Genomic DNA, 26383 nt, shown 5'->3' with positions numbered 1-26383 from the left:
TTGCGACGCCGCGTCCCGATTGCGCGGCACCCGCAAATACAACACGCCCAACACCTGTTGCGCATGAGACTTTCCGCCTTCACAATCCGTTGCTATAGACCAACGGGATAAAGCCGTTGGAGGGTGCATGCAAAGATATGAATACCGGGTCGTTGCCGCCCCGACACGCGGCTTGAAAGCCAAGGGTGTTAAAACAGCGGAGGCGCGGTTCTGCCATGCGCTCGAAGAGCAGATGAACACGATGGCAGCAGAGGGTTGGGAATACCTCCGCGCAGAAACGCTGCCCTCGACCGAACGGGCGGGATTGACCTCGACAACCACCAAATGGCGAAACATGCTGATCTTTCGTCGACCGGAGGCCTCGAGCGCAGTATCGGAGACCGTTGAAGAAACCCTCACGGATGAACCCGAAGTAGAGGTTCTGCCAGAGACAACGACACCAGAGACACCACAAGACGACGCTTCGCAAAGCGCCGGTGCCAGCCGAATGCTGCGTGACAATGGCGTTGAGGAGCTCAGCGATGTCTCCGGCGTCACCACGTCTTTGAAACAACTGGCAGAGACGCGAAAAACAGACAAATCAGATGGTTAAAACGCCTGCTTAAACGTTTACATCAAGTGCCAAAGCGTGAATTTTCGCAATCAGCTCAGGCCCGAGAGCGCTATGGATGGCACGATGTCGCGCGACGCGGCTCATCGAGGCGAAATGATCAGACCGGATCATGACGTTGAAATGGCTCTCTACACCCTCGGTAAAGCCCGCATGTCCCCTGTGGCTTTCGGTATCGTCCACCACCTCCAGCACGCGCGGCGCGAAGGCTTTTTGCAAACTGTCCTCAATATCTTGCCGTTTCGACATTTTTTTCTCTCTGCCCCCTTCAATCTTTCTTCAGTCAGTCTAAACTATGCAACCTCGACTCGTATAGGTGCCAATGATGACAAAACCTGATCCATTCGGATTCGACATGTCCGTTTCTTCGTCCAAGAAGAAAAACCCACGCAGCAGACGCGGCATGTCGGGCGCATCCGAGACGTCAAGACGCATCTGCGACAAAGAGGGCTGCAATGACCCGGGCAAATACCGCGCGCCCAAAGCGCCTGATGTTCTGGATGACTATTACTGGTTCTGCCAGACGCACGTCCGTGAGTACAACCTGAAATGGAATTTCTTTGACGGCACCACAGAGGCCGAGATGAACGCCCAGATGTCCAAGGACAAGGTGTGGGAACGCAACACAAAACCGATGGGCGACCCCGAAGCGCGAGCATGGGCCCGCCTTGGCATTGAGGATCCGCATCAGGTGCTGGGGTCGAACGCGACGCAGAACCCCGGCAAAGGGGCGCAGGCCGGGCGTCGCCTGCCACCAACCGAACGCCGTGCGCTGGAGATCCTCGAGGCAAAGGATACGTGGAGCAAGCCGGATGTGCGCAAAGCCTATAAAGCGCTCATCAAGGTATTGCATCCGGACATGAACGGGGGCGATCGCAGTCAGGAAGAACAATTGCAGGAAGTCGTTTGGGCGTGGGATCAGATCAAGGGCAGCAGGAACTTTAAAAGCTGACGGGTAATCATTGCCCTTAATTGGCACGCCCCTTTCCCTTGCACCTCACTGCAATATGTTGCACGAGATGGCGCAGGTTTGCACCTGCTCCTCAACCAAGTTATTCGAAGGACCAAAGCTCATGGCCGATGGCGCACTGGACATTAATACAAAGCCCACCGAAGACATTAATGTCCGCGACGTGTTTGGCATCGATTCCGATATGATCGTGAAAGGTTTTGCGGAACCCAGCGACCGCGTTCCCGATGTTGATTCCACTTATAAATTCGATCCCGACACGACCCTCGCGATCCTTGCGGGCTTTACGCACAATCGGCGGGTGATGATCCAAGGGTATCACGGGACAGGTAAATCGACCCACATCGAACAAGTGGCCGCGCGTCTGAACTGGCCCGCCGTGCGCGTGAACCTCGACAGCCACATCAGCCGGATCGACCTGATCGGCAAGGATGCGATCAAGCTGAAAGACGGCAAGCAGGTCACCGATTTTCAGGAGGGCATCCTGCCCTGGGCGCTGAGCAATCCGACCGCCATCGTGTTCGATGAATATGATGCGGGCCGTGCGGATGTGATGTTCGTGATCCAGCGGGTGCTGGAAGTGGATGGCAAGCTGACCCTGCTCGATCAGAACAAGGTCATCACCCCGCACCCCTATTTCCGCATTTTCGCGACGGCAAACACTGTCGGGCTTGGCGACACGACCGGCCTTTATCACGGCACACAGCAGATCAATCAGGGCCAGATGGACCGCTGGTCGCTGGTGGCTTCGCTGAACTATCTCAGCATTGATGCCGAAACTGCCATCGTGCTCAGCAAGAACCCGCATTACAACACCGAAAAGGGGCGCAAAACCGTCAAACAGATGGTAACCGTTGCGGACCTCACACGGACCGCCTTCATGAATGGTGATCTGTCCACCGTGATGTCCCCGCGCACCGTGATCGCATGGGCCCAGAACGCCGAGATTTTCCGCAACGTAGGCTATGCTTTCCGCCTGTCCTTCCTGAACAAATGCGACGAACTGGAGCGTCAGACCGTGGCCGAGTTTTACCAACGCCTGTTCGACGAAGAACTGCCCGAAAGCGCGGCAAGCCTGAGCTTGGGGTAAGGTGCTGAACGTGGCGCGGAGACCCCGTGCCAATCCGATGGGAACAACCGTATGAGCAAACCTTCTGACAATCCCGCAGATGCCTTTAAAAAGGCACTGACCGAGGCGACGAAGGTCATGGCGGATGATCCTGAGCTGTCGGTCAGCTATTCGGTGGACCCGGCGGGCCTGTCCGGGGATGCGATGCGTCTGCCGCAGGTCAGTCGTCGTATGACGCGCGCCGAGGTTCTGTTGGCGCGCGGCACGGCGGATGCTCTGGCGCTGAACCGGCGCTATCATAATGGCGAAACACACGCACGCTATGCGCCGCAGGGCGAAATGGCGCGCGAGTTGTACGAGGCGATGGAAACCGCCCGCTGCGAGGCTGTGGGCGCGCGCGACATGCCGGGCACAGCGGGCAATATTGACGCCAAGATCGCGCATGAAGCGATGCGCAAGGGCTATGATCAGGTCACGCAGGCGGCGGATGTGCCGCTGGCGACAGCGGCGGGGTATCTGATCCGTCACCTTGCGACGGGGCGCGATCTGCCTTCCGGGGCGCAAAACGTCATGGATCTGTGGCGCGGTTTCATCGAAGAGCAGGCGGGCGGTACGCTTGACGCATTGGATGAGACGTTGGCGGATCAGGCCGCGTTTGCCAAGTTTGCACGCCAGATGATCTCTGATCTTGGCTACGGTGACCAGCTTGGGGATGATCCCGATCAGGTGGACGAGGATCAGGAAGACGACGCCGAAGATGGCAGCGAGGATCAGAACGAACCCGACAGCACCGGGCAGGATGATCAGGACGAGGAAGACGCAGACGCCTCCCCCGAACAGAGCCAGGAAGATCAGCAGGATGCCGCGCAGGCACAGGTCTCCATGGATGACATGGCCGATCAGGAGATGGGCGACGAAGCGGAAATGCCCGAAGGCGAGGCCCCGCTTGAGCCACCCGCCCCGCAGCCGGTGTCGGATGCGGATCCGAATTACATGGTCTACCTCGGGGATCATGACGAAGAGATCAACGCCGAAGACCTCGCCGAACCGGTTGAGCTGGAACGCCTGCGCGCTTATCTCGACCAGCAGCTTGAGCCGCTCAAAGGGGCCGTGAGCCGCCTTGCGAATAAATTGCAACGACGCCTTCAGGCGCAGCAGAACCGGTCATGGGAATTCGACCTCGAAGAGGGGATGCTGGATGCGGGCCGATTGGCGCGCGTGGTAGCCAACCCGACCACGCCGCTTAGCTTCAAGGTCGAGAAAGACACCGAGTTTCGCGATACCGTGGTGACGCTGCTGCTGGACAACTCCGGCTCCATGCGGGGGCGTCCGATTTCGATTGCGGCGATTTGTGCAGATGTGCTGGCGCGCACGCTGGAGCGCTGCAACGTCAAGGTGGAAATCCTCGGCTTTACCACCCGCGCGTGGAAAGGCGGACAGGCCCGTGAGGCTTGGCTGAACGATGGCCGCCCCCAACAGCCCGGCCGCCTGAACGATCTGCGCCACATCATCTATAAATCAGCCGATGCGCCTTGGCGGCGGACCCGTCCCAATCTGGGCCTGATGATGAAAGAAGGGTTGCTCAAGGAAAACATCGACGGTGAAGCGCTTGAATGGGCGCACCGGCGTATGCTGATGCGGGCCGAGGCGCGCAAGATCCTCATGGTCATCTCGGATGGTGCGCCGGTGGATGACAGCACGCTGTCCGTGAACCCCGCGAACTATCTGGAAAAACACCTGCGCGACGTGATCGCCTTGGTCGAAAAGCGCAAAGCGGTTGAGCTTTTGGCCATCGGGATCGGTCACGATGTCACCCGCTATTATGAGCGGGCGGTCACCATTACCGATGTCGACCAGCTTGCCGGGGCGATGACCGAACAACTGGCGGCTCTGTTTGACAGTGATCCACGCGCACGCGCACGCGTCATGGGCATGCGCCGCGCAGGCTAAACCCGGCTACAGTTCTATCGCGGCACAATCAAAGGGACCCATCGCTATGTTTCAGTCATTTGAAGTCACAGCCCGCCCGGAACAGGGCCCCCCGCGTCTCGCTGCGCTGCGCGACCGTATGGCAGAGGCCGAGTTGGACGGTTTTCTGGTGCCTCGGGCAGATGCGCATCAGGGCGAGTATGTAGCACCGCATGACGAACGGCTTGCATGGCTGACAGGTTTCACCGGCTCCGCCGGGTTCTGCGCGGTTTTGCAACCGGTGGCGGGCGTGTTCATAGACGGGCGGTATCGCACGCAGGTCAAGGCACAGGTCGCGACAGACTTCACGCCCGTGCCCTGGCCCGACGTATCCTTGGGCGACTGGCTGAAAGAGCAGATGCCCAGTGGCGGTATCGTCGGGTTCGACCCATGGCTGCACACGCCCGGCGAAATCGAAGCGCTGGAAAAGACGCTGAAAAACAGCGGTATCACCTTGCAGCCTTGCGCCAATCTGGTGGATGCGATCTGGCATGACCAACCCGCGCCGCCGATGGCACCTGCCAAAGGGCACCCCCTTGAATTTGCAGGCGAAAGCCACACCGATAAATGCGCGCGCCTCGGCGCGACCCTGAAAGAAGCAGGCGAAGCGGCAGCGCTGATCACCCTGCCCGACGCCCTTTGCTGGCTGTTGAACATTCGCGGTGCGGATATCGCGCGCAACCCTATCGCGCAGGGCTTTTGCGTATTGATGGCGGATGGTCATGTGCATCTGTTCATCGCCGAGGCCAAATTGAGCGAGGTACGCGCGCATCTCGGGGACGGCGTTACGATCCACGCACCGGACAGGCTGCCGGGCTTTCTGGACGATCTTGCAGGGCCGGTGCGCGCGCACAAAGCGACCGTACCGCTTTATCTGGCGGAACGTCTCGGAGACCGCGTGGTCTGGGGGGATGATCCCTGCGCATTGCCCAAAGCCTGCAAGAATGAGGCCGAAATAGAAGGTTCGGCGGCGGCCCATTTACGCGATGGTGCGGCTGTGGTGGAACTGCTGGCATGGCTGGATCAGCAAGCACCGGGGAGCATCACCGAAACACAGGTGGTCACACGGCTTGAAACGCTCCGGCGCAGTGACAATGCCTTGCAGGACATCAGTTTTGAAACCATCGCAGGCACCGGGCCAAACGGGGCCATTATGCACTACCGCGTCACCGAAGAGACCGACAGCCTGCTGCAGGAGGGTGAATTGATCGTGCTCGACAGTGGGGGCCAGTACCTTGACGGCACCACTGATATCACCCGCACGATCCCCATTGGCGCCCCGCCCCGCGCCGCTGCCGAAGCCTTTACCCGCGTGTTGCAGGGCATGATCGCCATGAGCCGCCTGCGCTGGCCCGTCGGTCTTGCCGGGCGCGAGATTGAAGCGGTCGGGCGCGTGCCGCTCTGGCTGGCCGGGCAGGATTTCAACCACGGGCTGGGCCATGGCGTCGGCGCATATCTGAGCGTGCATGAGGGGCCACAGCGGCTGAGCCGGGTGAGTTCGGTGCCCTTGCAACCCGGTATGATCCTGTCCAACGAGCCGGGCTATTACCGCGAAGGCGCATTCGGCATCCGGCTCGAAAACCTGATTGTTGTGATCAAGGCCCCCGCCCTGCCCGACGGCGATGCGGAACGCGAGATGCTGCAATGGCGCACCCTGACCTATGCGCCGATTGACCGACGCCTGATCGTCAAGGAGATGATGACAGGCCCGGAAATCGACTGGATCAACAGCTATCACGCGGATGTGGCCGATAAAATCGGCCCACGGGTCAGTGCAGATACGCGGAAATGGCTGGAGGCTGCGACCGCACCTCTCTGAAGGCGCTCCACGGATGCCGCGTTTACAATCATGTGGCGTGAAAATAGAGTGGCGCACAACATGGAAGGAACCAAGATGGCACAACATATTACGATACGAAAAGCAGACGGAACATGGTCTGTGCGTGCAGGCGGTGCGGTTTTGGGCGAAAGCAGCGAAGCTTTGGAGTTGGTCGAAGGGGATTACCCGCCGGTCATCTACTTCCCCCGCACCGATATTGCGATGGCTTTTCTGGATACGTCAGAAAAATCAACGCATTGCCCCCATAAGGGCGATGCCAGTTACTTTTCGGTCGTCACCAAAAGCACGACACTGAAAGACGTCGTGTGGAGCTATGAAGCCCCTGCCGAAGCTGTATCGCGCATCAAGGGACATCTGGCATTTTTCACAGATGGGGATGTCACCGTCGAACAGATCTGAGCAGGGTCAGGAGTGCTCTTCTGCGGCAGTGGCTGCGAGGGCGCGGTTATAGACCTTGAGGGCGTCAACATGGAACAAGGCCCCCACCAGCTCTGGTGGCCCCTCCCCTGAGGCTTTGGCGGCGACTGGCACAAAACTACGCCCGTCTTCAAACAGTGGCATTGCCGCTTCCAAGGTTGCGTTCGGGCTGAGAAAGACGCCTTCTTCGATCATCGACATGCAGGCGGATTCATCTGCCGCATTCGGATCACGCCGTCCGCGCACAAGGCCACTGACCCGGAACATAGCCAGCAGATAGGCCTGCGGCCCCGCCGCAAGGTGAATGTTGCGCCGTTCAAGCTGGGACAGGAAAAAACTGCGCGCCACAAGCTGCGTCGACAATGCCGTGGACAGCGACACCGCGACCATCACCGCAAGACCTGTTTGCCAGTCACCGGTCAATTCAAACACGATGAGTGTCGTCGATATCGGCGCGCCCAGCACAGCGGCAGCCACCGCCCCCATGCCCGCCAAGGCGTAAAGGGATATTGACCCGGACACATCCGGGAAGATGCTTGTTGCGATCAGACCAAAGCTCAACCCCGTCAACGCACCGATCATCAGCGAAGGCGAGAAGACTCCGCCCCCCATGCGCCCGGCCATGGTGATTGCCACTGCCGCCGTCTTCAGCATGGCAAATACAATCGCATCCCAGAGCAATAACTGCCCGTCCAGTGCGAGAAAAGTCGTCTCGTAGCCAACGCCGATGATGTGGGGAAAGTAGATTGCGATGCCCCCGAGCATGGCACCCGCAATCGCAGGGCGCAGCCATCGCGGGATTGAAAAGCGGTCTTGTATCTTGTTGCCCACATCTTCGGACCAGAACACAGCCTTCATCAAGGCCACCGCAACCAAGCCACTGACCAGTCCGAGGATGATATAGGCTGGTAATTCCTGATAGAATTGTACTTCGTTCACAGTCGTCAGCGTGAATTCGGTCACGCCGCCAAATTCAAGCCGGTTGATCACGGTGCCCGCGGCACTGGCAATCACAATTGGCGCGAAGGCATGGACCGCGAAATGGCGCAGCACAACCTCAAGCGCGAATAATGCCCCGGCGATGGGCGCATTGAAACTCGCTGAAACCGCCGCAGCAACGGCACAGCCCAGAAGGTCGCGCCCCGTGATGCCATCGGCAAGGATACGGCGGTTGACCCACGTCGAAATCACTGCCGCCAGATGCACGACTGGCCCCTCGCGTCCGGTTGAGCCGCCCGTGCCCAATGTGATCATCGACGCCAGCGCCGACGCGAGACCGGCTTTGGTTTCCACCCGACCATTGTTCATCGCGGCCCCGTGGATCACATCCGCAACCGAACGGGCACGGCCATCGTTCGTAAAGAGATGCAGGATGACCCCAACCACCAAACCGCCGCCAATCGGGATGATCAAAATCATGTACCACGGCAGCGATTCCGCAAAGCTGTGCAGCAGACGTACGTCTTCGGTCCCGTAAAGATAGGTTTGTAACGCATTGATCCCCTTGCGGAAAAACAACGCCGCAAAGCCGGCGGCCACACCGACCGCCAAAGCGATAAACCAAAACTGTATCTGGCTCGGCCCACGGTGGCGCAACAATCGATACGCCTCCCCGAGGAAGGTCTTCAGCCTTTCGACCTGCTGGCTGAAAAAAGATCGTTTATCCCCGGACATTCATTTTGCCCCTTGCGCCTTTCCTGTCTAGGTCAAGCCAGACGCAGGTGAAAGCCCTTTAGTGCCAGTCAGCCTGCCAACAATGCCCGCGCAGCCCCGCGCGCCTCTTCGGTGATCGTGTCTCCGGCGAGCATGCGCGCGATTTCATCGACACGCGCAGGGCGCGGCAAAGCGGTCACGGTCGAGGTCGTCATGCCGTCCGAGACATGCTTTTCCACCCGCCAGTGATGCGTGCCCAAAGCTGCAACCTGCGGCGAGTGGGTCACGACCAGAACCTGCCCACCATCTGCAATCGCCGCAAGCCTGCGCCCCACAGCATCTGCTGTCGCCCCCCCGACGCCCCGGTCTATTTCATCAAAGATCATCGTGACACCGCTCTGGCTTTTGCTGAGGCAGACCTTGAGCGCCAACAGAAACCGGCTGAGTTCCCCGCCCGAAGCGATCTTGTTCAACGGGCCGGATGGCGCGCCGGGATTGGTCGCAACGCTGAACGCGACAAGATCGACACCATCAGGTCCTGCGGCGTCTTCGGTGATCCCGGTTGTAAAGATGGCCCGTTCCATTTTCAAAGGTGCAAGCTCGCCCGCTACAGCTTTATCAAGTCGAGCCGACGCTTTGCGCCGCGCCGCCGTCAGCTTGGCCGCAGCATCAACATACTGGTCCTCGGCCTCCCTGGCCGCTATCTGCAAGGCGGACAAATCCGCATCCCCGGCATCCAATGCGTCCAACTTTTGACGCAGGCTATTGGCATATTCCGCCAGATCATCCGCCAAAACATCATACTTGCGCGCCAAAGCACGGATGGCGAAAAGGCGTTCTTCGGTGTCTTCCAACTCGGCAGGATTGAAGGTCAACCCTTCAATTGCGCCGACGATGCCGTCCATTGCCTCGTCCAGTTCCGTCATGGCCCGGGCCAAAGCCGCCATCGGTGCCTCCAAAGCGCCCTCTGCACGCTCCGCCGCGCCATCGAGCCAACGCAGTGCATCCGAAAAAGCGGCCTCTGCCCCCTGATTTCCCAAAACCTCATGCGCGCGGATCACATCATTTCGGATCTTCTCAGCACCCTGCATTGCGCGGCGTTGCTGATCCAGTTCGGCCTCTTCGCCGGGCAACGGCGCGAGCGCATCCAGTTCTGCCACCGCGTGCCGCAAAAAGTCCTCTTCGTCGCGAATAGCTGCCATCGCAGCCTCTGCCGCAGCCAGTGCCTTTGCTGCTTTTCCTTTTGCGGTCCATGCTTTGCGCACTTTTGATTTCAGCGCATCAAGCTTGCCAAATTCGTCCAAAATGGCCTTGTGACCACGGGGGTTCAACAGCCCACGGTCATCATGCTGCCCATGCAGCTCCACCAGCGTTTCCGACAAGGCCCGCAGTACCTCGCCCGAACATCGCCGATCATTGACCCAAGCGGTCTTGCGGCCATCTTGCATGTTCATGCGGCGCAACAACAGCTCATCACCGTCCGGCAGCCCCGCCTCCTGCAGAATGGCATGTGCGGGGTGATCCTCGCTCAGGTCGAACCATGCTGTCACCTCCCCCTGCTCCGCCCCCTGACGCACCAGATCAGCGCGACCGCGCCAGCCCAAAACAAAGCCGAGCGAATCCAACAAAATGGACTTGCCCGCACCGGTTTCACCAGTCAGCACGTTCAGACCCGGCTCGAAGGCAAGCTCAAGCCGGTCGATGATCAGCATGTTTTGAATATCCAGCCCGCGCAGCATAGGCCCTATCCGTTTTTCGGTAATGCAGGTCGCGTCAGAGCCATTCGCCACGTACGGTCTGACGGTACACTTGGCCGAGCCATCCGTCCCCAGTTGCCTCCGGGCGCAACCCCTGCCCGGTCAGCAGTGCAAAACTGTCCTGATACCAAATCGTGGATTGATAGTTGTATCCGAGGATAGCCCCCGCCGTTTGCGCCTCATCCGTCAGACCAAGTGACAAATAGGCCTCAACCAGCCGGTGCAGCGCTTCTGGCGTGTGCGAGGTGGTTTGAAAGTCTTCGACCACAACGCGGAAGCGGTTGATCGCAGCGGCAAAATGGTCGCGACGCAGGTAGTAGCGGCCGATTTCCATTTCCTTACCCGCAAGGTGATCAAAGGCGAGGTCGAATTTCAGGATGGAGGCGCGTGCGTACTCGCTGTCGGGATAGCGTTCGATCGTTTGGCGTAACGCCTGAAGCGCCTGAAAGGTCAGCCCCTGATCGCGCCCGACTTCGTCGATCTGATCGTAATAGCTGAGCGCCAGCAGGTACTGCGCATAGGCGGCATCATCATCATCGGGATAAAAGTCGATGAACCGCTGCGCGGCTGACCTGCTGTTGGGATAGTCCTGATCTTGATGATACGAAAACGCCTGCATGATCAACGCGCGGCGCGCCCAATCCGAATAGGGGTACAGCCGCTCGATCTCAGCGAAATAGAAGGCAGCATCGTCAGGGCGGTTACGGGTCAGTTCGAATTCGCCGCGTTCAAAGATCTGCTCGGCCTCGAAAGCCTCCAGCGGCACTTCCTGCGGATTGAAGAAGGTGCCGGTTGTACGACCGGGATCGCTGGTGCACCCGGCAATGCCGACAACCACGAGCGCAATCGCTGAAAAACGCTGTGCAGATCCTCGCCAACTCATGCCCAGATACCTTCGATTCTTCCTCCGCAGCAGACTTTCACCCACCGCGCCCGCTTGTCCTAGCATAGAATTTCGGGAGGCAAAATGCCATTTGCGTTCACGAAGCGTATAAGCTTGTGTGACCTACCAAAGAATTTACCGGGTGATGCCGACAGGACGTTCCTCAAGTGGAATTATTCACGCAACGGCGGGAATTTCATCCCACACCAGACCGTATCCCGGCAGGCGTGACGCCGCAGCCTCATCGCAGACGATCATGCGTACCGCATCCGGCGTCGCGAACAGGGTGCGCAACAGTGTGTTGGTCAGGGAATGACCGGCACGCACGCCTTTGTAGTGTCCGATCAAAGGCGCACCAGCCAAGGCCAGATCGCCCAGAGCGTCGAGCATTTTATGGCGCACAGGTTCGTCGCTGTGACGCAAACCACCCGGGCTCAGCACGCGATCTCCTTCGAAAACAACCGCGTTCTCACCAGAGTTGCCGCCCAATGCCAGACCGTTTGCGCGCATCGCATCCACGTCCGCCTGACGGCAGAACGTACGGCTGTCGCAAAGTTCGCGCGCGAAGCTGCCGTTGTTCATGACCAGAGATTTCTTTTGGTGCCCGATGGCCACGTCTTCGAAATCGATCTCGAAATCGATCTTCAATGTTTCAGCAGGCGCGAGAGTGGCCGAAGCAACTCCATCCGTGACGGTTACCTGTTTCAGAACCTCGAAAGCACGTACCGGTGCGTTCAATGTCCGCAACCCGCGCTGCATGATCCCGCGTACGAAGGGGGCCGCCGATCCGTCAAGAATAGGCACTTCGGGACCGTCGATTTCGATCAGGGCGTTGTGCACACCACATCCCGCAAGAGCAGCCATCACATGCTCAACGGTCGATACCTGCAGACCGGTTGCGTTCTCAAGCTTCGTGCACAGGGGTGAGCGCAACACCGCATCCCAGCGGGCCGGGATCATCCGATCGCCGACAGCAACATCGGTACGCGCAAACCAGATCCCGTGCTCCGCCGAAGCGGGGCGGATAATCATGCTAACGCGCTGGCCTGAGTGCAGACCATAGCCGAAAAAGCTAATCGATGATTTGAGCGTCGTTTGCACGTGGCCTCCAAAAACGGCGGACTCCTGTCCGGTTGCTTAGGTAACTAGGGACTGGCGAGCAAAGGCTCAACTCAATCTTTGCAACCGTCTGAAACACAACTGTTACAATTGAGCGCAAACACGCCATCATAATATTAAGTGCATGATATAAAACGAAAAAAGGCCACCCTAAGGTGGCCCTTTAACGTCATTTCGTGATCGGTTTAGTTGGCTTGACGGCGCAAAAACGCGGGAATTTCGATGCGTTCCTGATCCGGGTCATCGTGGTCTTGCGGCACTGCAGCGGGCGCTGCGGCCCGGTTCTGCATTTGCGGCTGTTGCCGCGGCGCAGCAGGCTGCCCCGCCTCCGCGTGCCCGGTCATGCGATTGATCAGGGAATTGATCCCGAACCGAGGGCGCTCTTCCGTGGCATCGGCTGCCACGGCTTGTGGTCTCACCTGGCCACGTGGAGCGGATTTTTCCGCCGCTGCGCGCAGGCGTGCCATCGCTTCCGGTGACGGCGTGCCCGGCGCGGGTGCGCGGGGTGCCACGAAACTGTCAGCCGCTGTGTCGACCATGTCCCGTGCCGGTTCGAATGCAGGTACATGTGGCTGATACGCAGGCGGCGGCAGATCGTTGACTTCATCCTGCGCCGGTTGCACGTCGAAAAAACCATCGTCGCTTGCAGGGGCTGCATCGCCCGCACCGTCAAGGCCTTCGAACAAGGAAGGCTCTTCCACGTGTTCGGCACTGGCTGCTACTTCCTGCGGGATTTCTGCCGCTGGCATGGTCTCTTCAAGTGGTTCCTGCACGACAACGGGCGGAGAAAGCGGTTGCGACATGGAGCGGCGCGGCACTGGAATATCCGTGTTCACATCCACCGCATCGATACCGGTTGCCACAACGCTGACCCGCATCAATCCGCCCATGTCCGTGTCGAGCGTCGAGCCAACGATGATGTTTGCATCGGGGTCGACCTCTTCGCGGATGCGGTTGGCCGCCTCGTCCAGTTCGAACAGCGTCAGATCGTGACCACCGGTGATGTTGATCAGAACACCCTTGGCACCGCGCAAAGAAATCTCGTCCAACAGCGGGTTGGCAATGGCTTTTTCAGCGGCCTGAATGGCGCGATCCTCACCGTCTGCTTCACCGGTGCCCATCATCGCCTTGCCCATTTCATCCATGACAGCGCGCACATCCGCGAAATCAAGGTTGATCAGGCCAGGGCGCACCATCAGATCGGTGACACCCTTGACGCCTTGGTACAACACGTCATCCGCCATGGAAAACGCCTCGGTGAAGGTTGTTTTCTCGTTGGCAAGCCGGAACAGGTTCTGGTTCGGAATGATGATCAGCGTATCCACGACCTTTTGCAGCGCCTCAACGCCGTCTTCGGCCTGACGCATCCGCTTGCCGCCTTCAAACTGAAACGGTTTGGTCACAACGCCAACAGTCAGCACACCCAGTTCGCGCGCGGCCTGCGCGATGATAGGCGCGGCCCCCGTCCCGGTGCCGCCGCCCATACCAGCGGTGATGAAACACATGTGCGCACCCGCCAGATGATCGACGATCTCTTCAATGCTTTCTTCGGCAGCTGCGGCGCCAACTGTTGCGCGCGCGCCGGCGCCAAGACCTTCGGTCACCTTGACGCCCAGTTGAACCCGGTTGTCTGATTTGGCCTGCTGCAGCGCCTGCGCATCTGTGTTCGCGACCACGAAATCGACGCCGTCGAGCGCTTTTTCGATCATGTTGTTTACCGCATTACCACCAGCGCCGCCGACGCCGAAAACTGTAATGCGTGGTTTGAGTTCCGCCTGTCCCGGCATCGATAAAGTAAGTGTCATGATCAAATCCGCCTGTGCTGCTGCCCGCATTCGCGGGCGTTTTTTTCTGCCAATCCCGTAGCAGTGTACCGCCTGTGCGCCAAAGGGTCACGCAAAAAACGCATAAACACCACAAAATATGGGGAATTTTAGTGCTTTGGCCGCTCAGAGTTGACCTGATCGGCAATATCTTGCGAAAAGTTGCCGTGCTGCCATAGGCCGGCGCGCAAAGCCTTGGCGCCGGTCCCTTGAAGCACCGGGGTATTTTCGTCTGTGCGGGCGGACTGCTCGGTCTGCCTATGGGGTGTTTTCAGCGTCTGTCAGGTCGATTCGACCCCTGCGCCGTTGTTGTCACCAGTTGTCACGGAACCACTTGACCGCGCGCTTCAAAGAGCGGTGCGGGTAGCTGTCCGTCGGAATGTCAAAATCCCACCATTCATCCTGCGGATGGGCGGCAAACAGCGACAGGCCGACCACCGAGGAAAACGCGGGGCCGGTGGCGGCTTGCGGCAAACCATGAACCCTGAGCGGGCGACCAAGGCGCACCTGTTGACCCAGAATTTTGCTGGCCAGACCATCAAGCCCGGGGATTTGACTGCCCCCTCCTGTCAACACGATCTGCTGGCTTGGCAGATGCTCAAAACCCGCAGCGTCCAATCGCGCGCGCACCTCTTCGAGTATTTCTTCGACGCGCGGGCGCATGATGCCAATCACTTCTGCGCGGCTTGCCGTGCGTCTGTCGTGTTCGAAATCGCCCGTGTCCCCCCCGATTTCGATCATTTCGCGGTCATCAACACCCGTGGCATGGACACCGCCGTAAAATGTCTTGATCCGTTCCGCATTCGTCATGGGAATTTGCAACCCCATCGAGATATCCGAGGTGATATGATCCCCACCCATGCGCACGGTATCCGCATAAATCATGTGCTTTTTGATAAAGATGGACACGCCCGTCGTGCCCCCGCCCAGATCAATACAAGCCGCACCGAGTTCCTGCTCATCCTCCACCAGCGAAGAGATGCCACTGACATACGCCGAAGAGGCAATCCCCGCGAGTTCCAGATCACATCGTTTGATACAATGGGCAAGATGTTGAATGGCGTCGCCGTCCACCGTCAACATGTGCATATCAACCGACAGGCTGTTGCCCAACTGTCCGCGCGGATCCCGCAGGCCGGAGCGGTGATCCAGTGCGAAATTCACCGGCTGCGCATGCAGCACTTCGCGCCCCGCCCCATAATCCGGCACATCGCAGGCTGCCAAAACGCGCGCCACGTCATTTTCACCGACCGCCTCACCTTCCAGCGGCACCTGCGCGTCCAAACCATAAGACCGCGGCTCAGCCCCGGCAAAACAGGCGATCACATGATCCACACGGATCCCCGCCATCTTCTGAGCGCCCTGCAAAGCGGTGCGAATAGCTCTTTCTGTTTCGGGCATGGCGCTGATCTCACCGAACCTCACCCCGCGCGAGCGCGTCGTGCCCACACCGATCACCCGAAACCCGGACTGCCCGGCCAGCGAGCCGATCTCCCCCTCATCGCCAAGAGGGGGCGCGCCATCAAATCGCAAAACGAGGCTGGTAATTTTGCAGGTGCCAACGTCAAGAATGGCCACCACACCGCGTTGCATCGCGGCTTGGCGCATGTTGCGCATTTGTCGTTGGCTGTCATATAGATCGGTCATCATTTATTGCCTTGATACCTGCCGGATTTCCCACCAGACATTGGTGGCATAGTCACTCATTTTAACGGTCGGCCGCGCGCCCAGACGTAAATCCACCCGGTTGATATCGCGGCTTAAGATATCTTGCGCAGTATCCAGAGCGATCACACGGTCGAGCGCTTCAACCGGTCCTTCTTTGGGCAGCATGATGCGCTGGTCACGGTCAAGCACGATGTCCCACCTGCGCTCTCCAACCCGCACAATCCCCCGCAGACGCGTCCCCAAAGGACCCGCCGCGCGATAAAGGTTCAGGGCCTCTTTGACATGCTCGGTAGCACCCGTTCCAGCAATCAATGGCAGGTCAGGCCGGTCCATGCGCTGCGCGATCGGACCCACGTGTATTCCGTTGACATCCACCGCCGTGAGGCCCTGCGGATTGCGCCAGATGACCACCGGGATACGTGGCTCCACATCAATATGCAGAACACCACCCGGCCGGATACGCACGGTGGCGGATTTCACCGGATCAAGTGCTACGATACGGTCGCGCATATCGCTCAGGTTGAGATCAAATGAACTCAGCGGGAAGTCCAGCGGCACTTCCTTGCGAATTTCTGCGGCCAGCGCGTCTGTCGCGCCGTCAACGGCCATCAGTTGCACCATGAACTCTGGTCGCGTCTCGAAACTGGCGCGCGCTTCGGCCACCGTTTCCCAGATGGCAGCACGTCGGTCTGTATCCGACAGCCACCAGGTCGCCGCACCAAAAAGCACCAGAACGGGCACACCGGCACGCAAGAAAAGCAGAAACGCAGGCGTCAGCAACAACCGCTGCATGCGCCATGCCCACCGCGAAGGGGCCGGATCAACGCCGCGCTCTGACGCTCTGTTTCGCATCAACGGTCGCATGAGGCGTCCTCCACCATCCACGCGCAGAGCTTGCCAAAGGGCATGCCCGTGGCCGCTGCCTGCTCAGGCGAAAGCGACGTGGCCGTCATGCCCGGCTGCGTGTTTGTCTCAAGCAGGATCAGGCCCGCGGCGCCCTTTGTTTCATCCCATCGGAAATCCGTGCGGCTGACACCGCGACAGCCCAAGGCATGGTGCGCGCGCAGGGCATAATCCATGCACATATCAAAAATATCGGCAGGAATATCCGCAGGCACAACGTGATGGGACCCACCGGGTTTGTATTTGGCATCATAGTCATACCAGCCGTCTGTCACGATGTCGGTGACGGTCAGCGGGCGATCCCCCACCACCGTCGTGGTCAATTCACGCCCCGGGGCAAAGGCTTCGACCATGACCTCTTGTGGCATATCCTCCGAGAGCTGTGGCGGGCCGTTCGCGGCCTCATGAACAAGGTAAACGCCCACGGAGGACCCTTCGTTATTGGGTTTGACCACATAGGGGGGCTGCATCACATGGCCTATGCGCACATCGGCCGCCTTGGCGATGACGCTCGGAACCACTGGCAAGCCTGCCGCGACGAAAGCCTCTTTGCTGCGCTGCTTGTCCATCGCGAGGGCGGAGGCCAAAACACCGGAGTGGCTATAGGGCACGCCCATCCACTCCAGTAGGCCCTGCACGCAACCATCTTCGCCCCAACGACCATGCAGGCAATTCAAGACGGCATCCGGGCCTACGTCGATCAAACGCGCGCCAAGATCCTGGCCCGCGTCAATTTCGACGACGTCATATCCTTCGTCCCGCAAAGCGGCAGCGCAGGCTTGCCCACTGGACAGCGACACTTCGCGTTCAACCGAAGGTCCGCCCAATAATACTGCCACTTTCGGGGGTGTCCTGCTCGACTGACCCACCTTGGTGCCTCTGGTATGAGCCCGTTCAGGGCCCGTTTTATTTTTAGTTGTCCGGCTTTTGCGCCGGTTCACCGTCAATTTACATGCGGATTTTAATTCAATTTGAGTTAATCTGGACTTAACTTCTCACCGATCCGCATAATTTCCCATTCTAGCGTGATACCACTGGAATCGTAAACCTTTTTTCGCACCTCTTCGCCCAATCCTTCCAGATCGGCGGCGGTTGCCCGCCCGGTGTTAACCATAAAGTTCGAATGCATCTCGCTCATCTGCGCACCGCCAAGCCGCGCCCCGCGCATTCCTGCATCGTCAATCACTTTCCACGCCTTGAGGTCATGCACATCGTCGCTTCTACCTGTGGATGAAAATCCCGACGGGTTGCGAAAGGTCGACCCCGCACTTCGCTCTTTGGTGGGTTGCGTCGCATCGCGTTTGGCCAGTTGGTCGGCCATCCGGGCATGTAACGTATCAGGATCGCCGCGCGGGGCATCAAAGATCGCTTTTGTCAGAACGGCCCCCTCGGCCAACGTGCTGTGACGATATCCGAAGTGCAGATCACTGGCCGACAAGGTGCTGACCTCGCCCGTGCGGCTGACAACCTGCACTTCGACCAGCACGTCAGCTGTATAGCTGCCATAACATCCCGCATTCATACGCACAGCCCCGCCAATGCTCCCCGGGATCGTGCGCAGGAACGTCAGATCAAGCCCGGCATCCGCCGCTTTGCGCGCCACATGCGCATCCAGCGCCGCAGCCCCGGCGACAACACGGGAACCGGTAATTTCAATCTGGTTGAACCCCCGCCCAAGGCGTATGACCACGCAGCGCAATCCGCCGTCCCGCACAATCAGGTTTGATCCCACACCCATGGGAAAAACCTCGACATCCGGTGGCAAGCTGACCAGAAATGCATACAAATCCTGCATATCCGCGGGCTGAAACAGCCAATCTGCAGGCCCGCCCACACGCAACCATGTCAGATCGCTCAAGGGCCGTCCCTGCGTCAGGCGGCCCCGGACTGCTGGCATATCACTCATGTGCGCTGTTTAACGCAACGTGCGGCGTTTGATCCAGCGCCCAAAATAAATGACCGGCCATCTCAGCACCGACATGCCTGCACCAAGGATCAACATGCCGACCCAAGGGCCATGTTGCGAGGTGACATAGCCCACGATCGGGATGCCCACCGCGATCAGCATATAGGCGTTGCGCCAGTGGTGATCCCGACTGGGCGTCATTGCAAGAATGTTTGCCAAAACAGCCCACAAAGCCGCCAGTGTCAGAGAAATGCTCATGAAGGAAACTCCTGCGCCATCAAGCGGCCCCTTTTTGCAATCGTGCCGGCAGACCGTTGGCCCAGGTGCTGATCGTCCCCGCCCCAAGGCAAACAACCATATCACCGGGGCGGGTTTGTTCGCGCACCAGACGTTCCAGATCATCTTCGCCGACCACGGCGCGTGCGTGTCGATGCCCGTGGCGGATCAACCCTGCCACCAGATCGTCACGACCAGCGCCCGGGATGGGGTCTTCGCCCGCCGCGTAAACCTCGGCAATACCGACCACATCCGCATCGTTGAAACAGGCGCAGAAATCATCAAAAAGGCTTGAGAGACGGGAATACCGATGCGGCTGGTGCACCGCAATCACGCGACCCTCCGTGGCCTGCCGCGCAGCTTTCAATACTGCCGCAATTTCAACGGGGTGGTGGCCGTAGTCGTCAATAATCGTCACACCGTCAATTTCGCCCACACGGGTAAACCGACGGTTAACGCCGCCGAACGCGGCCAAGGCCGTCTTGATCACTTCTGCCTTCATGCCCAGATGGCGCGCCACCGCAATGGCCGACAGCGCGTTGGAGACGTTGTGATCCCCCGGCATGGGCAGGCTGCAATCCTCGATCACGATGCCTTCGGCCTGAAGGGCGACATCGAAGTGCGCGACACCTGACGCATAGCGCAGATTGACAGCGCGCACGTCGGCCTGCGCGTTAAACCCATAGGTGATCACCCGCCGGTCGGTGATCTTACCCACCAAAGCCTGCACTTCGGGATGATCTGTGCAGCACACCGCAACGCCGTAGAATGGGATGTTGGAGACAAAATCGAGAAAACCTTGGCGCAGCGTGTCAAAATCCCCCCAGTGTTCCATATGCTCGGGGTCAATATTCGTGACGATCGCAATCGTCGCAGGCAAGCGATTGAACGTGCCATCGCTTTCATCGGCTTCGACCACCATCCATTCGCCCTCGCCCTTGCGCGCGTTTGAGCCATAGGCGTGGATTATACCGCCATTGACGACAGTCGGATCAAACTCCCCCGCATCCAGAAGCGTCGCCACCATGGTTGTCGTGGTGGTTTTGCCATGGGTACCCGCAACTGCGATATTTGATTTCAAACGCATGAGTTCAGCTAACATCTCAGCGCGGCGCACAATGGGTAATCCACTGGCACGGGCCGCATCGAGCTCCGCATTGCCCGGCTTGATCGCGCTTGAGATGACCACAACTTCGGCGTCTTCAATGTTTTCGGCCCGCTGGCCTTCGAATACACGCGCGCCAAGCTCTTCAAGGCGCCGCGTGATGGGTGTAGGTTTCAGATCAGAACCCTGAACACGGTAGCCGTGGTTCAGCAAAACCTCGGCAATGCCAGACATACCGATGCCGCCAATACCGACGAAATGAATGAGCCCAACATCGCCGGGCAGTTTTGTTGCTGCGTTCATGTCCCTTGCCCTTTTTCTGCCAGCCCTTCGACCATTTGTGCCAACATTTCAGTGGCCTCAGGTCTGCCAAATCGCGCGGCAGCGGTCGCCATTTGCATCGCAGCGGTCGGATTGTCCAGCACTGAAAGTATCTGGGTGGCCAGTGCCTCTGGGGATGCCTTGGATTCGGGCACCATGATCGCACCACCTGCCTCAACCAGCCCGCGCGCATTCGCGGTTTGATGATCCCCGGTGGCTGCGGCAAAGGGGATCAATATGGACGGCCGTCCGATCACAGAAAGGTCCGCGACAGAGGAAGCCCCGGAACGACTGATCACCAGTTGCGCCTCGGTCATACGACGCGGCACATCCTGAAAGAATGGCTGCACCTCGGCCTGCACGCCATTGTCCGCATAGAATTTTGCCACACGCTCTTCGTCTTCATCGCGCGCCTGATGGCTGACCCGCAGGTTCCTGAGCATCGCCATCGGCAGCGATGCGATGGCTGGGGGGATCACATCACTCAGGATGCGCGCACCCTGACTGCCGCCGATCACGAGCACTTCCATCGGATAATCGCCGGGGCAGATATATCCCGCCTCCGCCCGCTCCAGAATGGCTTTGCGCACCGGGTTGCCGGTGTGATATCCCTCAATGCCTTCGGGTAAATCGGTCGGCCAAGTACCGCAGGCAATCGCATCAACGCGGCTGGCAAAGGCGGTATTCACCCGCCCTAAAATCCCGTTCTGTTCATGGATCATGCGGGGCAGCTTCATCACAAAGGCCGCAGCAAGCGCCGGGATTGTCGGATAGCCGCCAAAACCCACTACCACGGCTGGTCGATCCCGCCGAAAGCTCAGCAAGGCGCGCAAAACACCTGCACCGATCTTGAATGGAGCGACGATTTTTGAGGCGATACCGCCGCGCGCGAAGGTCGCGCTGCTGATCTCTTCGATTTCTGTCGAATGCGGAAAACCGCTGGTGTAGCGTGCGCCACGCGCATCCGTGGTCAGCTTGACGCGCCAGCCCCGGTTCAACATCGCCTCAGCCAGGGCCTGCGCGGGAAACATATGCCCGCCCGTGCCCCCGGCAGCGATCAACAACAGCGGCGCGCTCATCGGGTGCGTCCACGCGACAACAGATCGCTGATCTCACCCTGCGGGCGCGTGCGCGTAAAGGCCAGCAACATGCCAACGGCGATCCCGGATGCAATCACGGATGAGCCCCCGTAACTGACAAAGGGCAGCGTCATGCCCTTGGCGGGCAACAGCCGCACAGCCACGCCCATATTCACCATCGCCTGCACGCCGAGCATGCAGGCAAGACCGGTTCCAGCCAGACGAATGAACGGATCACGCTCACGCACCAGACGCATCAGCGAGCGTACAACCACACAGGCATAAAGCGCGATCACGACAAGCACGAGGATCAGCCCGTATTCTTCGGCGGCAACAGCGATGATAAAATCTGTATGCGCATCAGGTAGGGACCATTTCACTTGCCCCTCGCCCACACCGACACCGAAAAAGCCACCTTCCTGAATGGCATTGGTGGCGTAGCCAAGCTGCGTTGTCGGGTCGACCTCAGCACTCAGGAAACCATCAATGCGCCGGGCAAAGTGCTCCGAGTTGGAATAGGCAATTGCCCCACTTGCCACCACAAGCGCCGCCATGCCGACCAGCAAGAGCATCGGCGCACCCGCAACAAAATAGATGACACCCCAGCCAAACAGCACCAGACAGGCCTGCCCGAAATCAGGTTGCAAGGCCAGCATCAGTACGATCGTCACGCATAAAACAAACGACCATGTCTTGCCGGGCGGACCGTTCACATCAGCCGAAGCCGCCATCATCCATGCGGTGACAACCACAAAACCGGGCTTTAAAAACTCTGAAGGCTGCAAGGACGCAAAGCCCAAGCCGTACCAGCGCACAGCCCCTTTGCCGAAATCTGTCCCGAAGAAAGGCAACAACGCCAAGGCGATGAAGGCGCAAATAAAGCCAATAACCGCCAAGCGCCGCACCAGCGTCGGCAGCATCATGGAGGTGATGATCATTGCCAGCAGCGCAAATGTGCCAAAAAACGCCTGTCGCTGCACATAATGAAAGGGCTCAAACCCGTTTTTGGCTGCGAGCGGCGGCGAGGCTGCAAGCCCCAGCAAAAGGCCCACGGCAAAGAGGATAAGCACGCAGGACAGCGACCACTTATCAATTGTCCGCCACCACTTGGGGAGGATCGGTTCGCCATCACGAACCGGTACCGCGCCATAGACCATTTCCGTCATGGATGTCTGCCTTAGTAATTCACTGCCGATGCGCCCCGTTTTCGAGGTCTATTCGCAGAGCATAGCCTGATTTGAACCGCAAAGCTAGCCTCAAGCCTTGTAATATCTGTCGTTTCAGGCCAGTTGGCCGCCATGCAAGTTGATGTGGCAATAATTGGCGCAGGTGCCGCCGGCATGATGTGCGCCGCCTATGCGCCGGGGCGCATTCTGCTGGTGGATCACGCCCGCGCGCCCGGTGAGAAAATCCGTATCTCCGGCGGCGGGCGGTGCAATTTCACGAATATGCACTGCGGCCCGCCCGCGTTCCTGTCTGAGAATCCACATTTCGCGAAATCTGCCTTGGCGCGTTACACGCAGTGGGACTTCATCGATCTGATTGATCAACACGGGATCGCCTGGCACGAAAAAACACTGGGCCAGTTGTTTTGTGACACCTCTGCGAAAGAGATCATCGCCATGCTGCGCGGTCTTATGCAAGAGAACGGCGTTGATTTGCGTTTGCAAACACAGACGCAGGACTTTGCGAAGACCGTCAATGGCTATGAATTCAACCTCGTAAAGGACGGCCAGACCACCCGGGTGCACTGCAAAACACTGGTGATTGCCAGCGGCGGGAAATCCATTCCCAAGATGGGGGCGACCGGGCTTGCCTATGATATCGCACGCCAATTCGGGTTGCGCGTCACTGAAACCCGACCTGCGCTGGTGCCATTCACCTTTCCCGAGGGACGATTTGCGCCGCTCGCGGGCGTGGCGGCGCCTGCACGCGTCACCACAGGTGGCACAAGTTTTGACGAAGCGGTTCTTTTCACCCACCGCGGGCTATCCGGGCCAGCCGTTTTGCAAGCCTCCTCCTACTGGCGCGAAGGAACTGCCATTGATGTGAATCTGATGCCAGACACCAATCTGTTTGAGGCCCTGAAAGAAAAACGCAGCCAGTCGGGCGCGCGCAAACTGACCAACGAGCTGTCGCATTTCCTGCCCGCGCGGCTGGTGGAGACGCTGGCGCAAACCCTCGACCTGAGCGGCAATATCGCGGATCAGTCCGATGCGAAACTCGCCGGCATTACCGGAGCGCTGGAAAAATGGACATTGCACCCCTCCGGCACGGAAGGTTACCGCACAGCCGAAGTGACCTTGGGCGGCATCGATACCGATGATCTGTCGTCAAAAACGATGGAGGCCAAGAAGGTCCCCGGTCTGTTTTTCATAGGTGAAGCTGTGGATGTCACCGGCTGGCTCGGCGGATATAACTTTCAATGGGCGTGGTCGTCCGCCATGGCGACCGCCCGCGCGTTGGCATGAAAACGGTGGTTAAAGGTACTTGGCGACCTCTTGGGTGAAATCGTCGCCACGTTGCTCAAAATTGTCATATTGATCAAAGCTCGCCGCCGCCGGGGCCAGCAGCACCACATCGCCCGCCTCGGCCTCGCGCGCCGCTTTTTCCACGGCCTGAGCCATCGTTGTGCAAATCTCGGCCTCAACCGGGAGCTTCATGGCAAAAGCCGCCGCTTCGCGACCAATGACATAGGCTTTGACCACTGAAACGCCCGCGTCGCGCAAGGCGTCCATCCCGCCATCTTTTTCCAGCCCGCCGCAGATCCAGCGGATGGATGGAAAGGCCGCCAGCGCCTTGGCGGCGGCATCGGCATTTGTCGCCTTGCTGTCGTTCACAAAGCGCACACCGTCTTTTTCGCCGACCAGCTGGCTGCGGTGCGGCAGCCCTTGAAACGAATGCAGCGCCGCCTCGATCACTTTGGGCGCAAGACCCAAGGACCGGCACACACCATAAGCCGCGCAGGCATTCTGGTGATTATGAACGCCCGGCAGGCCCGGCACAGACCGCAGATCAATCGACGCGATCTGCTTGCCCTTGCGGTATTCAGACAAAAACCCTTTGCGCGCAAAAACCTGCCAACCGGGTCCGGTCAGCTTTTGCGCAACCGAAATGCGAATAACACGATCATCTGCGCGACCCTCCGCAAGCTGCCCCGCCAGAGACAGCCCTTCATCCTCGTCAACCCCAATTATCGCACGGTCCGGCCCGCCTTCGGCAAACAGCCGGCGCTTGGCCGCAAAGTACCCGCCCATACCCCCGTGCCGATCCAGATGATCTTCGGACAGGTTGGTAAACACCGCCACATCGGGCGTCAGACTGCGCGCAAGGTCCGTCTGATAACTGGACAGTTCCAGAACCACGACTTCGCCATCATGGGGCGGGTCAATATCAAGCACCCCGCGGCCTATGTTTCCAGCCAAGGTCGCCGGGCGGCCCACATGTTCCAGAATATGGTGGATCAGCGCGGATGTTGTCGATTTTCCGTTGGATCCGGTAACGGCCACAACGCGGGGGGCGATGTCAAAATTGGACCAATCCTCCGTCGCGAAGGACTGAAAGAACAGGCCGATGTCGTTGTCCACCGGCACCCCTGCCTGCAACGCGAGACGAACAACAGGGTTCGGGGCGGGATAAAGATGCGGAATACCCGGGCTGACGATCAGCCGGGCGATGTCGTCAAAATCAGACACCGAACGAAACGGTGTGCAGTCAAAGCCCTCGTTTTGCGCACGTGCGCGGGCGTCCGGGTTGTCATCCCAGCACAACGCCAGCGCGCCCCCTTCTTTCAGGGCACGCGCGGCACTCATGCCTGTCCGACCAAGCCCCAGCACAGCGACTTTTGCGCCTCTCAGCCCCTGAACCGGGATCACTTCAGAGCCCCGTTGCGGGTCAGGTCCAGAATTTTGTTCCGCACGATACCCAGCATCAACGCACTTTCAGCGTGGCAAGTCCGATGATCGCGAGGATGAGCGAAATGATCCAGAAGCGGATGACAATGGTGCTTTCCGCCCAGCCTTTCTGCTCATAATGGTGATGGATCGGGGCCATCAAAAATACGCGCTTGCCGGTAGATTTGAAATAGAGCACCTGAATGATGACGCTGAGCGCCTCAATCACGAACAGACCACCCACGATGGCCAGAACGATTTCGTGTTTGGTGGATACCGCGATTGCGCCCAATGCGCCGCCCAAAGCAAGGCTGCCGGTATCGCCCATGAAGACGGCTGCAGGCGGTGCATTGTACCACAAAAAGCCCAAGCCCCCGCCAAAGATACCGGCCGTAAAGATGAGGATTTCGCCCGTTCCCGGCACGTAATGCACATCAAGGTATTCGGTGAAATCAACCCGGCCGACCGCATAGGCAATCACGCCAAGCGTGCCTGCCGCAATCATGACCGGCATGATCGCCAGCCCGTCCAGCCCGTCCGTCAGGTTGACCGCATTCGCCGCCCCGACAATCACGATCACCGAAAACGGCACAAAAAAGTAACTGAGGTTGATCAGCGTATCCTTGAACACCGGCAGGGCCAGCCGGTTCTGCAAGGCCTCGGGGTGGTATTGCGCCGCCCAATAGGATGCGATGGCCGCGATCACGAGACCCAGCAAGAGCCGCACTCTGCCCGGCACACCCGCCGTCGTTTGTTTGGAAACCTTGGCGTAATCGTCCATGAAACCGATGATCGCAAAGGAAATGGTTACAAAAAGCACAATCCACACAAACGGATTGTCCAGCCGCGCCCAGAGCAGCGTGGAGGTCAGCAATGCCCCCACGATCAGCAAACCACCCATGGTTGGTGTTCCAGCCTTTGCAAAATGGCCCTGGGGACCATCATCGCGAATAGGCTGGCCCTTGCCCTGTCTGCGCCGCAGCACGTTGATCAGGGGGCGTCCGAACAGAAAGCCGAATATCAATGCCGTCAGAAACGCGCCGCCTGCCCGAAATGTGATATAGCGAAAGAGGTTGAAAAAATCCCCTCCGTCCGACAGCAGCGTTAACCAATAGAGCATCGC

23 protein-coding genes are annotated in these 26383 nt (G+C 59.2%); 7 read left to right on the top strand and 16 right to left on the bottom strand.

Features of this window, described 5'->3' with window-relative positions; translation table 11 throughout:
• Window positions 1-127 precede the first annotated feature (127 nt).
• A complete protein-coding gene (locus tag K5Q35_RS10165; protein ID WP_220799489.1) occupies window positions 128-592 on the top strand; it encodes a DUF4177 domain-containing protein in 465 nt (154 codons plus the stop codon).
• Between the two features lie 9 nt (window positions 593-601).
• On the opposite strand, the gene K5Q35_RS10160 is transcribed toward K5Q35_RS10165, so the two are convergent.
• Complete coding sequence (locus tag K5Q35_RS10160; RefSeq protein ID WP_013962442.1) at window positions 602-859, bottom strand: BolA family transcriptional regulator; 258 nt, start codon at window positions 857-859, stop codon at window positions 602-604.
• 76 nt (window positions 860-935) lie between these two features.
• Between K5Q35_RS10160 and K5Q35_RS10155 the strand changes: the two genes are divergently transcribed.
• The 5 genes from K5Q35_RS10155 to K5Q35_RS10135 all read left to right on the top strand — a co-directional run bounded on the left by K5Q35_RS10155 (window position 936) and on the right by K5Q35_RS10135 (window position 6856).
• Complete coding sequence (locus K5Q35_RS10155; protein WP_220799488.1) at window positions 936-1562, top strand: J domain-containing protein; 627 nt, start codon at window positions 936-938, stop codon at window positions 1560-1562.
• A gap of 121 nt (window positions 1563-1683) precedes the next feature.
• Window positions 1684-2670, top strand: coding sequence for a cobaltochelatase subunit CobS (gene cobS / locus K5Q35_RS10150; protein ID WP_013962444.1), 987 nt, complete (start codon window positions 1684-1686; stop codon window positions 2668-2670).
• A gap of 51 nt (window positions 2671-2721) precedes the next feature.
• A complete protein-coding gene (gene cobT / locus K5Q35_RS10145; protein ID WP_220799487.1) occupies window positions 2722-4599 on the top strand; it encodes a cobaltochelatase subunit CobT in 1878 nt (625 codons plus the stop codon).
• A 46-nt stretch (window positions 4600-4645) separates the two neighbouring features.
• On the top strand, window positions 4646-6436 hold the full coding sequence (locus K5Q35_RS10140) for an aminopeptidase P family protein (protein ID WP_220799486.1): 1791 nt from the start codon (window positions 4646-4648) through the stop codon (window positions 6434-6436).
• A 75-nt stretch (window positions 6437-6511) separates the two neighbouring features.
• A complete protein-coding gene (locus K5Q35_RS10135) occupies window positions 6512-6856 on the top strand; it encodes a DUF427 domain-containing protein (RefSeq protein WP_220799485.1) in 345 nt (114 codons plus the stop codon).
• A 6-nt stretch (window positions 6857-6862) separates the two neighbouring features.
• On the opposite strand, the gene K5Q35_RS10130 is transcribed toward K5Q35_RS10135, so the two are convergent.
• The 13 genes from K5Q35_RS10130 to ftsW all read right to left on the bottom strand — a co-directional run bounded on the left by K5Q35_RS10130 (window position 6863) and on the right by ftsW (window position 22533).
• Window positions 6863-8548, bottom strand: coding sequence for a chloride channel protein (locus K5Q35_RS10130; RefSeq protein WP_220799484.1), 1686 nt, complete (start codon window positions 8546-8548; stop codon window positions 6863-6865).
• Between the two features lie 68 nt (window positions 8549-8616).
• Entirely contained in the window at window positions 8617-10266 is a 1650-nt protein-coding gene (recN, locus tag K5Q35_RS10125) for a DNA repair protein RecN (protein ID WP_220799483.1), read from the bottom strand.
• A gap of 34 nt (window positions 10267-10300) precedes the next feature.
• Window positions 10301-11167, bottom strand: coding sequence for an outer membrane protein assembly factor BamD (locus tag K5Q35_RS10120; RefSeq protein WP_013962451.1), 867 nt, complete (start codon window positions 11165-11167; stop codon window positions 10301-10303).
• A 177-nt stretch (window positions 11168-11344) separates the two neighbouring features.
• Window positions 11345-12268 carry a UDP-3-O-acyl-N-acetylglucosamine deacetylase gene (lpxC, locus tag K5Q35_RS10115; RefSeq protein ID WP_013962452.1) on the bottom strand — a complete coding sequence of 308 codons (924 nt, stop codon included), beginning with the start codon at window positions 12266-12268 and terminating at the stop codon, window positions 11345-11347.
• A 203-nt stretch (window positions 12269-12471) separates the two neighbouring features.
• Window positions 12472-14091 (bottom strand): cell division protein FtsZ, encoded by a 1620-nt coding sequence (gene ftsZ / locus K5Q35_RS10110; RefSeq protein WP_220799482.1) that lies wholly within the window; start codon window positions 14089-14091, stop codon window positions 12472-12474.
• 330 nt (window positions 14092-14421) lie between these two features.
• The gene (gene ftsA, locus K5Q35_RS10105) at window positions 14422-15756 is read right to left on the bottom strand and encodes a cell division protein FtsA (protein WP_174270235.1); all 1335 of its coding nucleotides are present in this window, start codon (window positions 15754-15756) and stop codon (window positions 14422-14424) included.
• 3 nt (window positions 15757-15759) lie between these two features.
• On the bottom strand, window positions 15760-16641 hold the full coding sequence (locus K5Q35_RS10100) for a cell division protein FtsQ/DivIB (protein ID WP_220799481.1): 882 nt from the start codon (window positions 16639-16641) through the stop codon (window positions 15760-15762).
• Window positions 16629-17549, bottom strand: coding sequence for a D-alanine--D-alanine ligase (locus K5Q35_RS10095; protein WP_220799480.1), 921 nt, complete (start codon window positions 17547-17549; stop codon window positions 16629-16631). The genes K5Q35_RS10100 and K5Q35_RS10095 overlap by 13 nt, the downstream gene beginning before the upstream one ends.
• Before the next feature lie 107 nt (window positions 17550-17656).
• A complete protein-coding gene (murB, locus tag K5Q35_RS10090; RefSeq protein WP_220799479.1) occupies window positions 17657-18586 on the bottom strand; it encodes a UDP-N-acetylmuramate dehydrogenase in 930 nt (309 codons plus the stop codon).
• Window positions 18587-18595: 9 nt separating this feature from the next.
• Window positions 18596-18844 (bottom strand): DUF2484 family protein, encoded by a 249-nt coding sequence (locus K5Q35_RS10085; protein ID WP_220799478.1) that lies wholly within the window; start codon window positions 18842-18844, stop codon window positions 18596-18598.
• A 19-nt stretch (window positions 18845-18863) separates the two neighbouring features.
• Window positions 18864-20270: a UDP-N-acetylmuramate--L-alanine ligase gene (murC, locus tag K5Q35_RS10080; RefSeq protein WP_220799477.1), complete on the bottom strand. Its 1407-nt coding sequence runs from the start codon at window positions 20268-20270 to the stop codon at window positions 18864-18866.
• On the bottom strand, window positions 20267-21367 hold the full coding sequence (gene murG / locus K5Q35_RS10075) for an undecaprenyldiphospho-muramoylpentapeptide beta-N-acetylglucosaminyltransferase (protein ID WP_013962460.1): 1101 nt from the start codon (window positions 21365-21367) through the stop codon (window positions 20267-20269). Before murG ends, murC begins: the two co-directional genes overlap by 4 nt.
• Complete coding sequence (gene ftsW / locus K5Q35_RS10070; RefSeq protein WP_013962461.1) at window positions 21364-22533, bottom strand: putative lipid II flippase FtsW; 1170 nt, start codon at window positions 22531-22533, stop codon at window positions 21364-21366. Before ftsW ends, murG begins: the two co-directional genes overlap by 4 nt.
• 132 nt (window positions 22534-22665) lie before the next feature.
• Here ftsW and K5Q35_RS10065 point away from each other — a divergent pair, with 132 nt between their 5' ends.
• Entirely contained in the window at window positions 22666-23838 is a 1173-nt protein-coding gene (locus tag K5Q35_RS10065) for an NAD(P)/FAD-dependent oxidoreductase (RefSeq protein ID WP_220799476.1), read from the top strand.
• Window positions 23839-23847: 9 nt separating this feature from the next.
• Here K5Q35_RS10065 and murD read toward each other — a convergent pair whose 3' ends face one another.
• On the bottom strand, window positions 23848-25242 hold the full coding sequence (gene murD, locus K5Q35_RS10060) for a UDP-N-acetylmuramoyl-L-alanine--D-glutamate ligase (RefSeq protein ID WP_220799475.1): 1395 nt from the start codon (window positions 25240-25242) through the stop codon (window positions 23848-23850).
• 55 nt (window positions 25243-25297) lie between these two features.
• The gene (gene mraY / locus K5Q35_RS10055; protein WP_013962464.1) at window positions 25298-26380 is read right to left on the bottom strand and encodes a phospho-N-acetylmuramoyl-pentapeptide-transferase; all 1083 of its coding nucleotides are present in this window, start codon (window positions 26378-26380) and stop codon (window positions 25298-25300) included.
• Window positions 26381-26383: the final 3 nt, after the last annotated feature.

This window comes from Roseobacter sp. OBYS 0001 (genome assembly GCF_019654895.1).
GTDB classification, from domain to species: domain Bacteria; phylum Pseudomonadota; class Alphaproteobacteria; order Rhodobacterales; family Rhodobacteraceae; genus Roseobacter; species Roseobacter litoralis.
The sequence above is the reverse complement of the archived record's forward strand: the minus strand, read 5'-3'. Positions and strand labels throughout refer to the sequence as shown.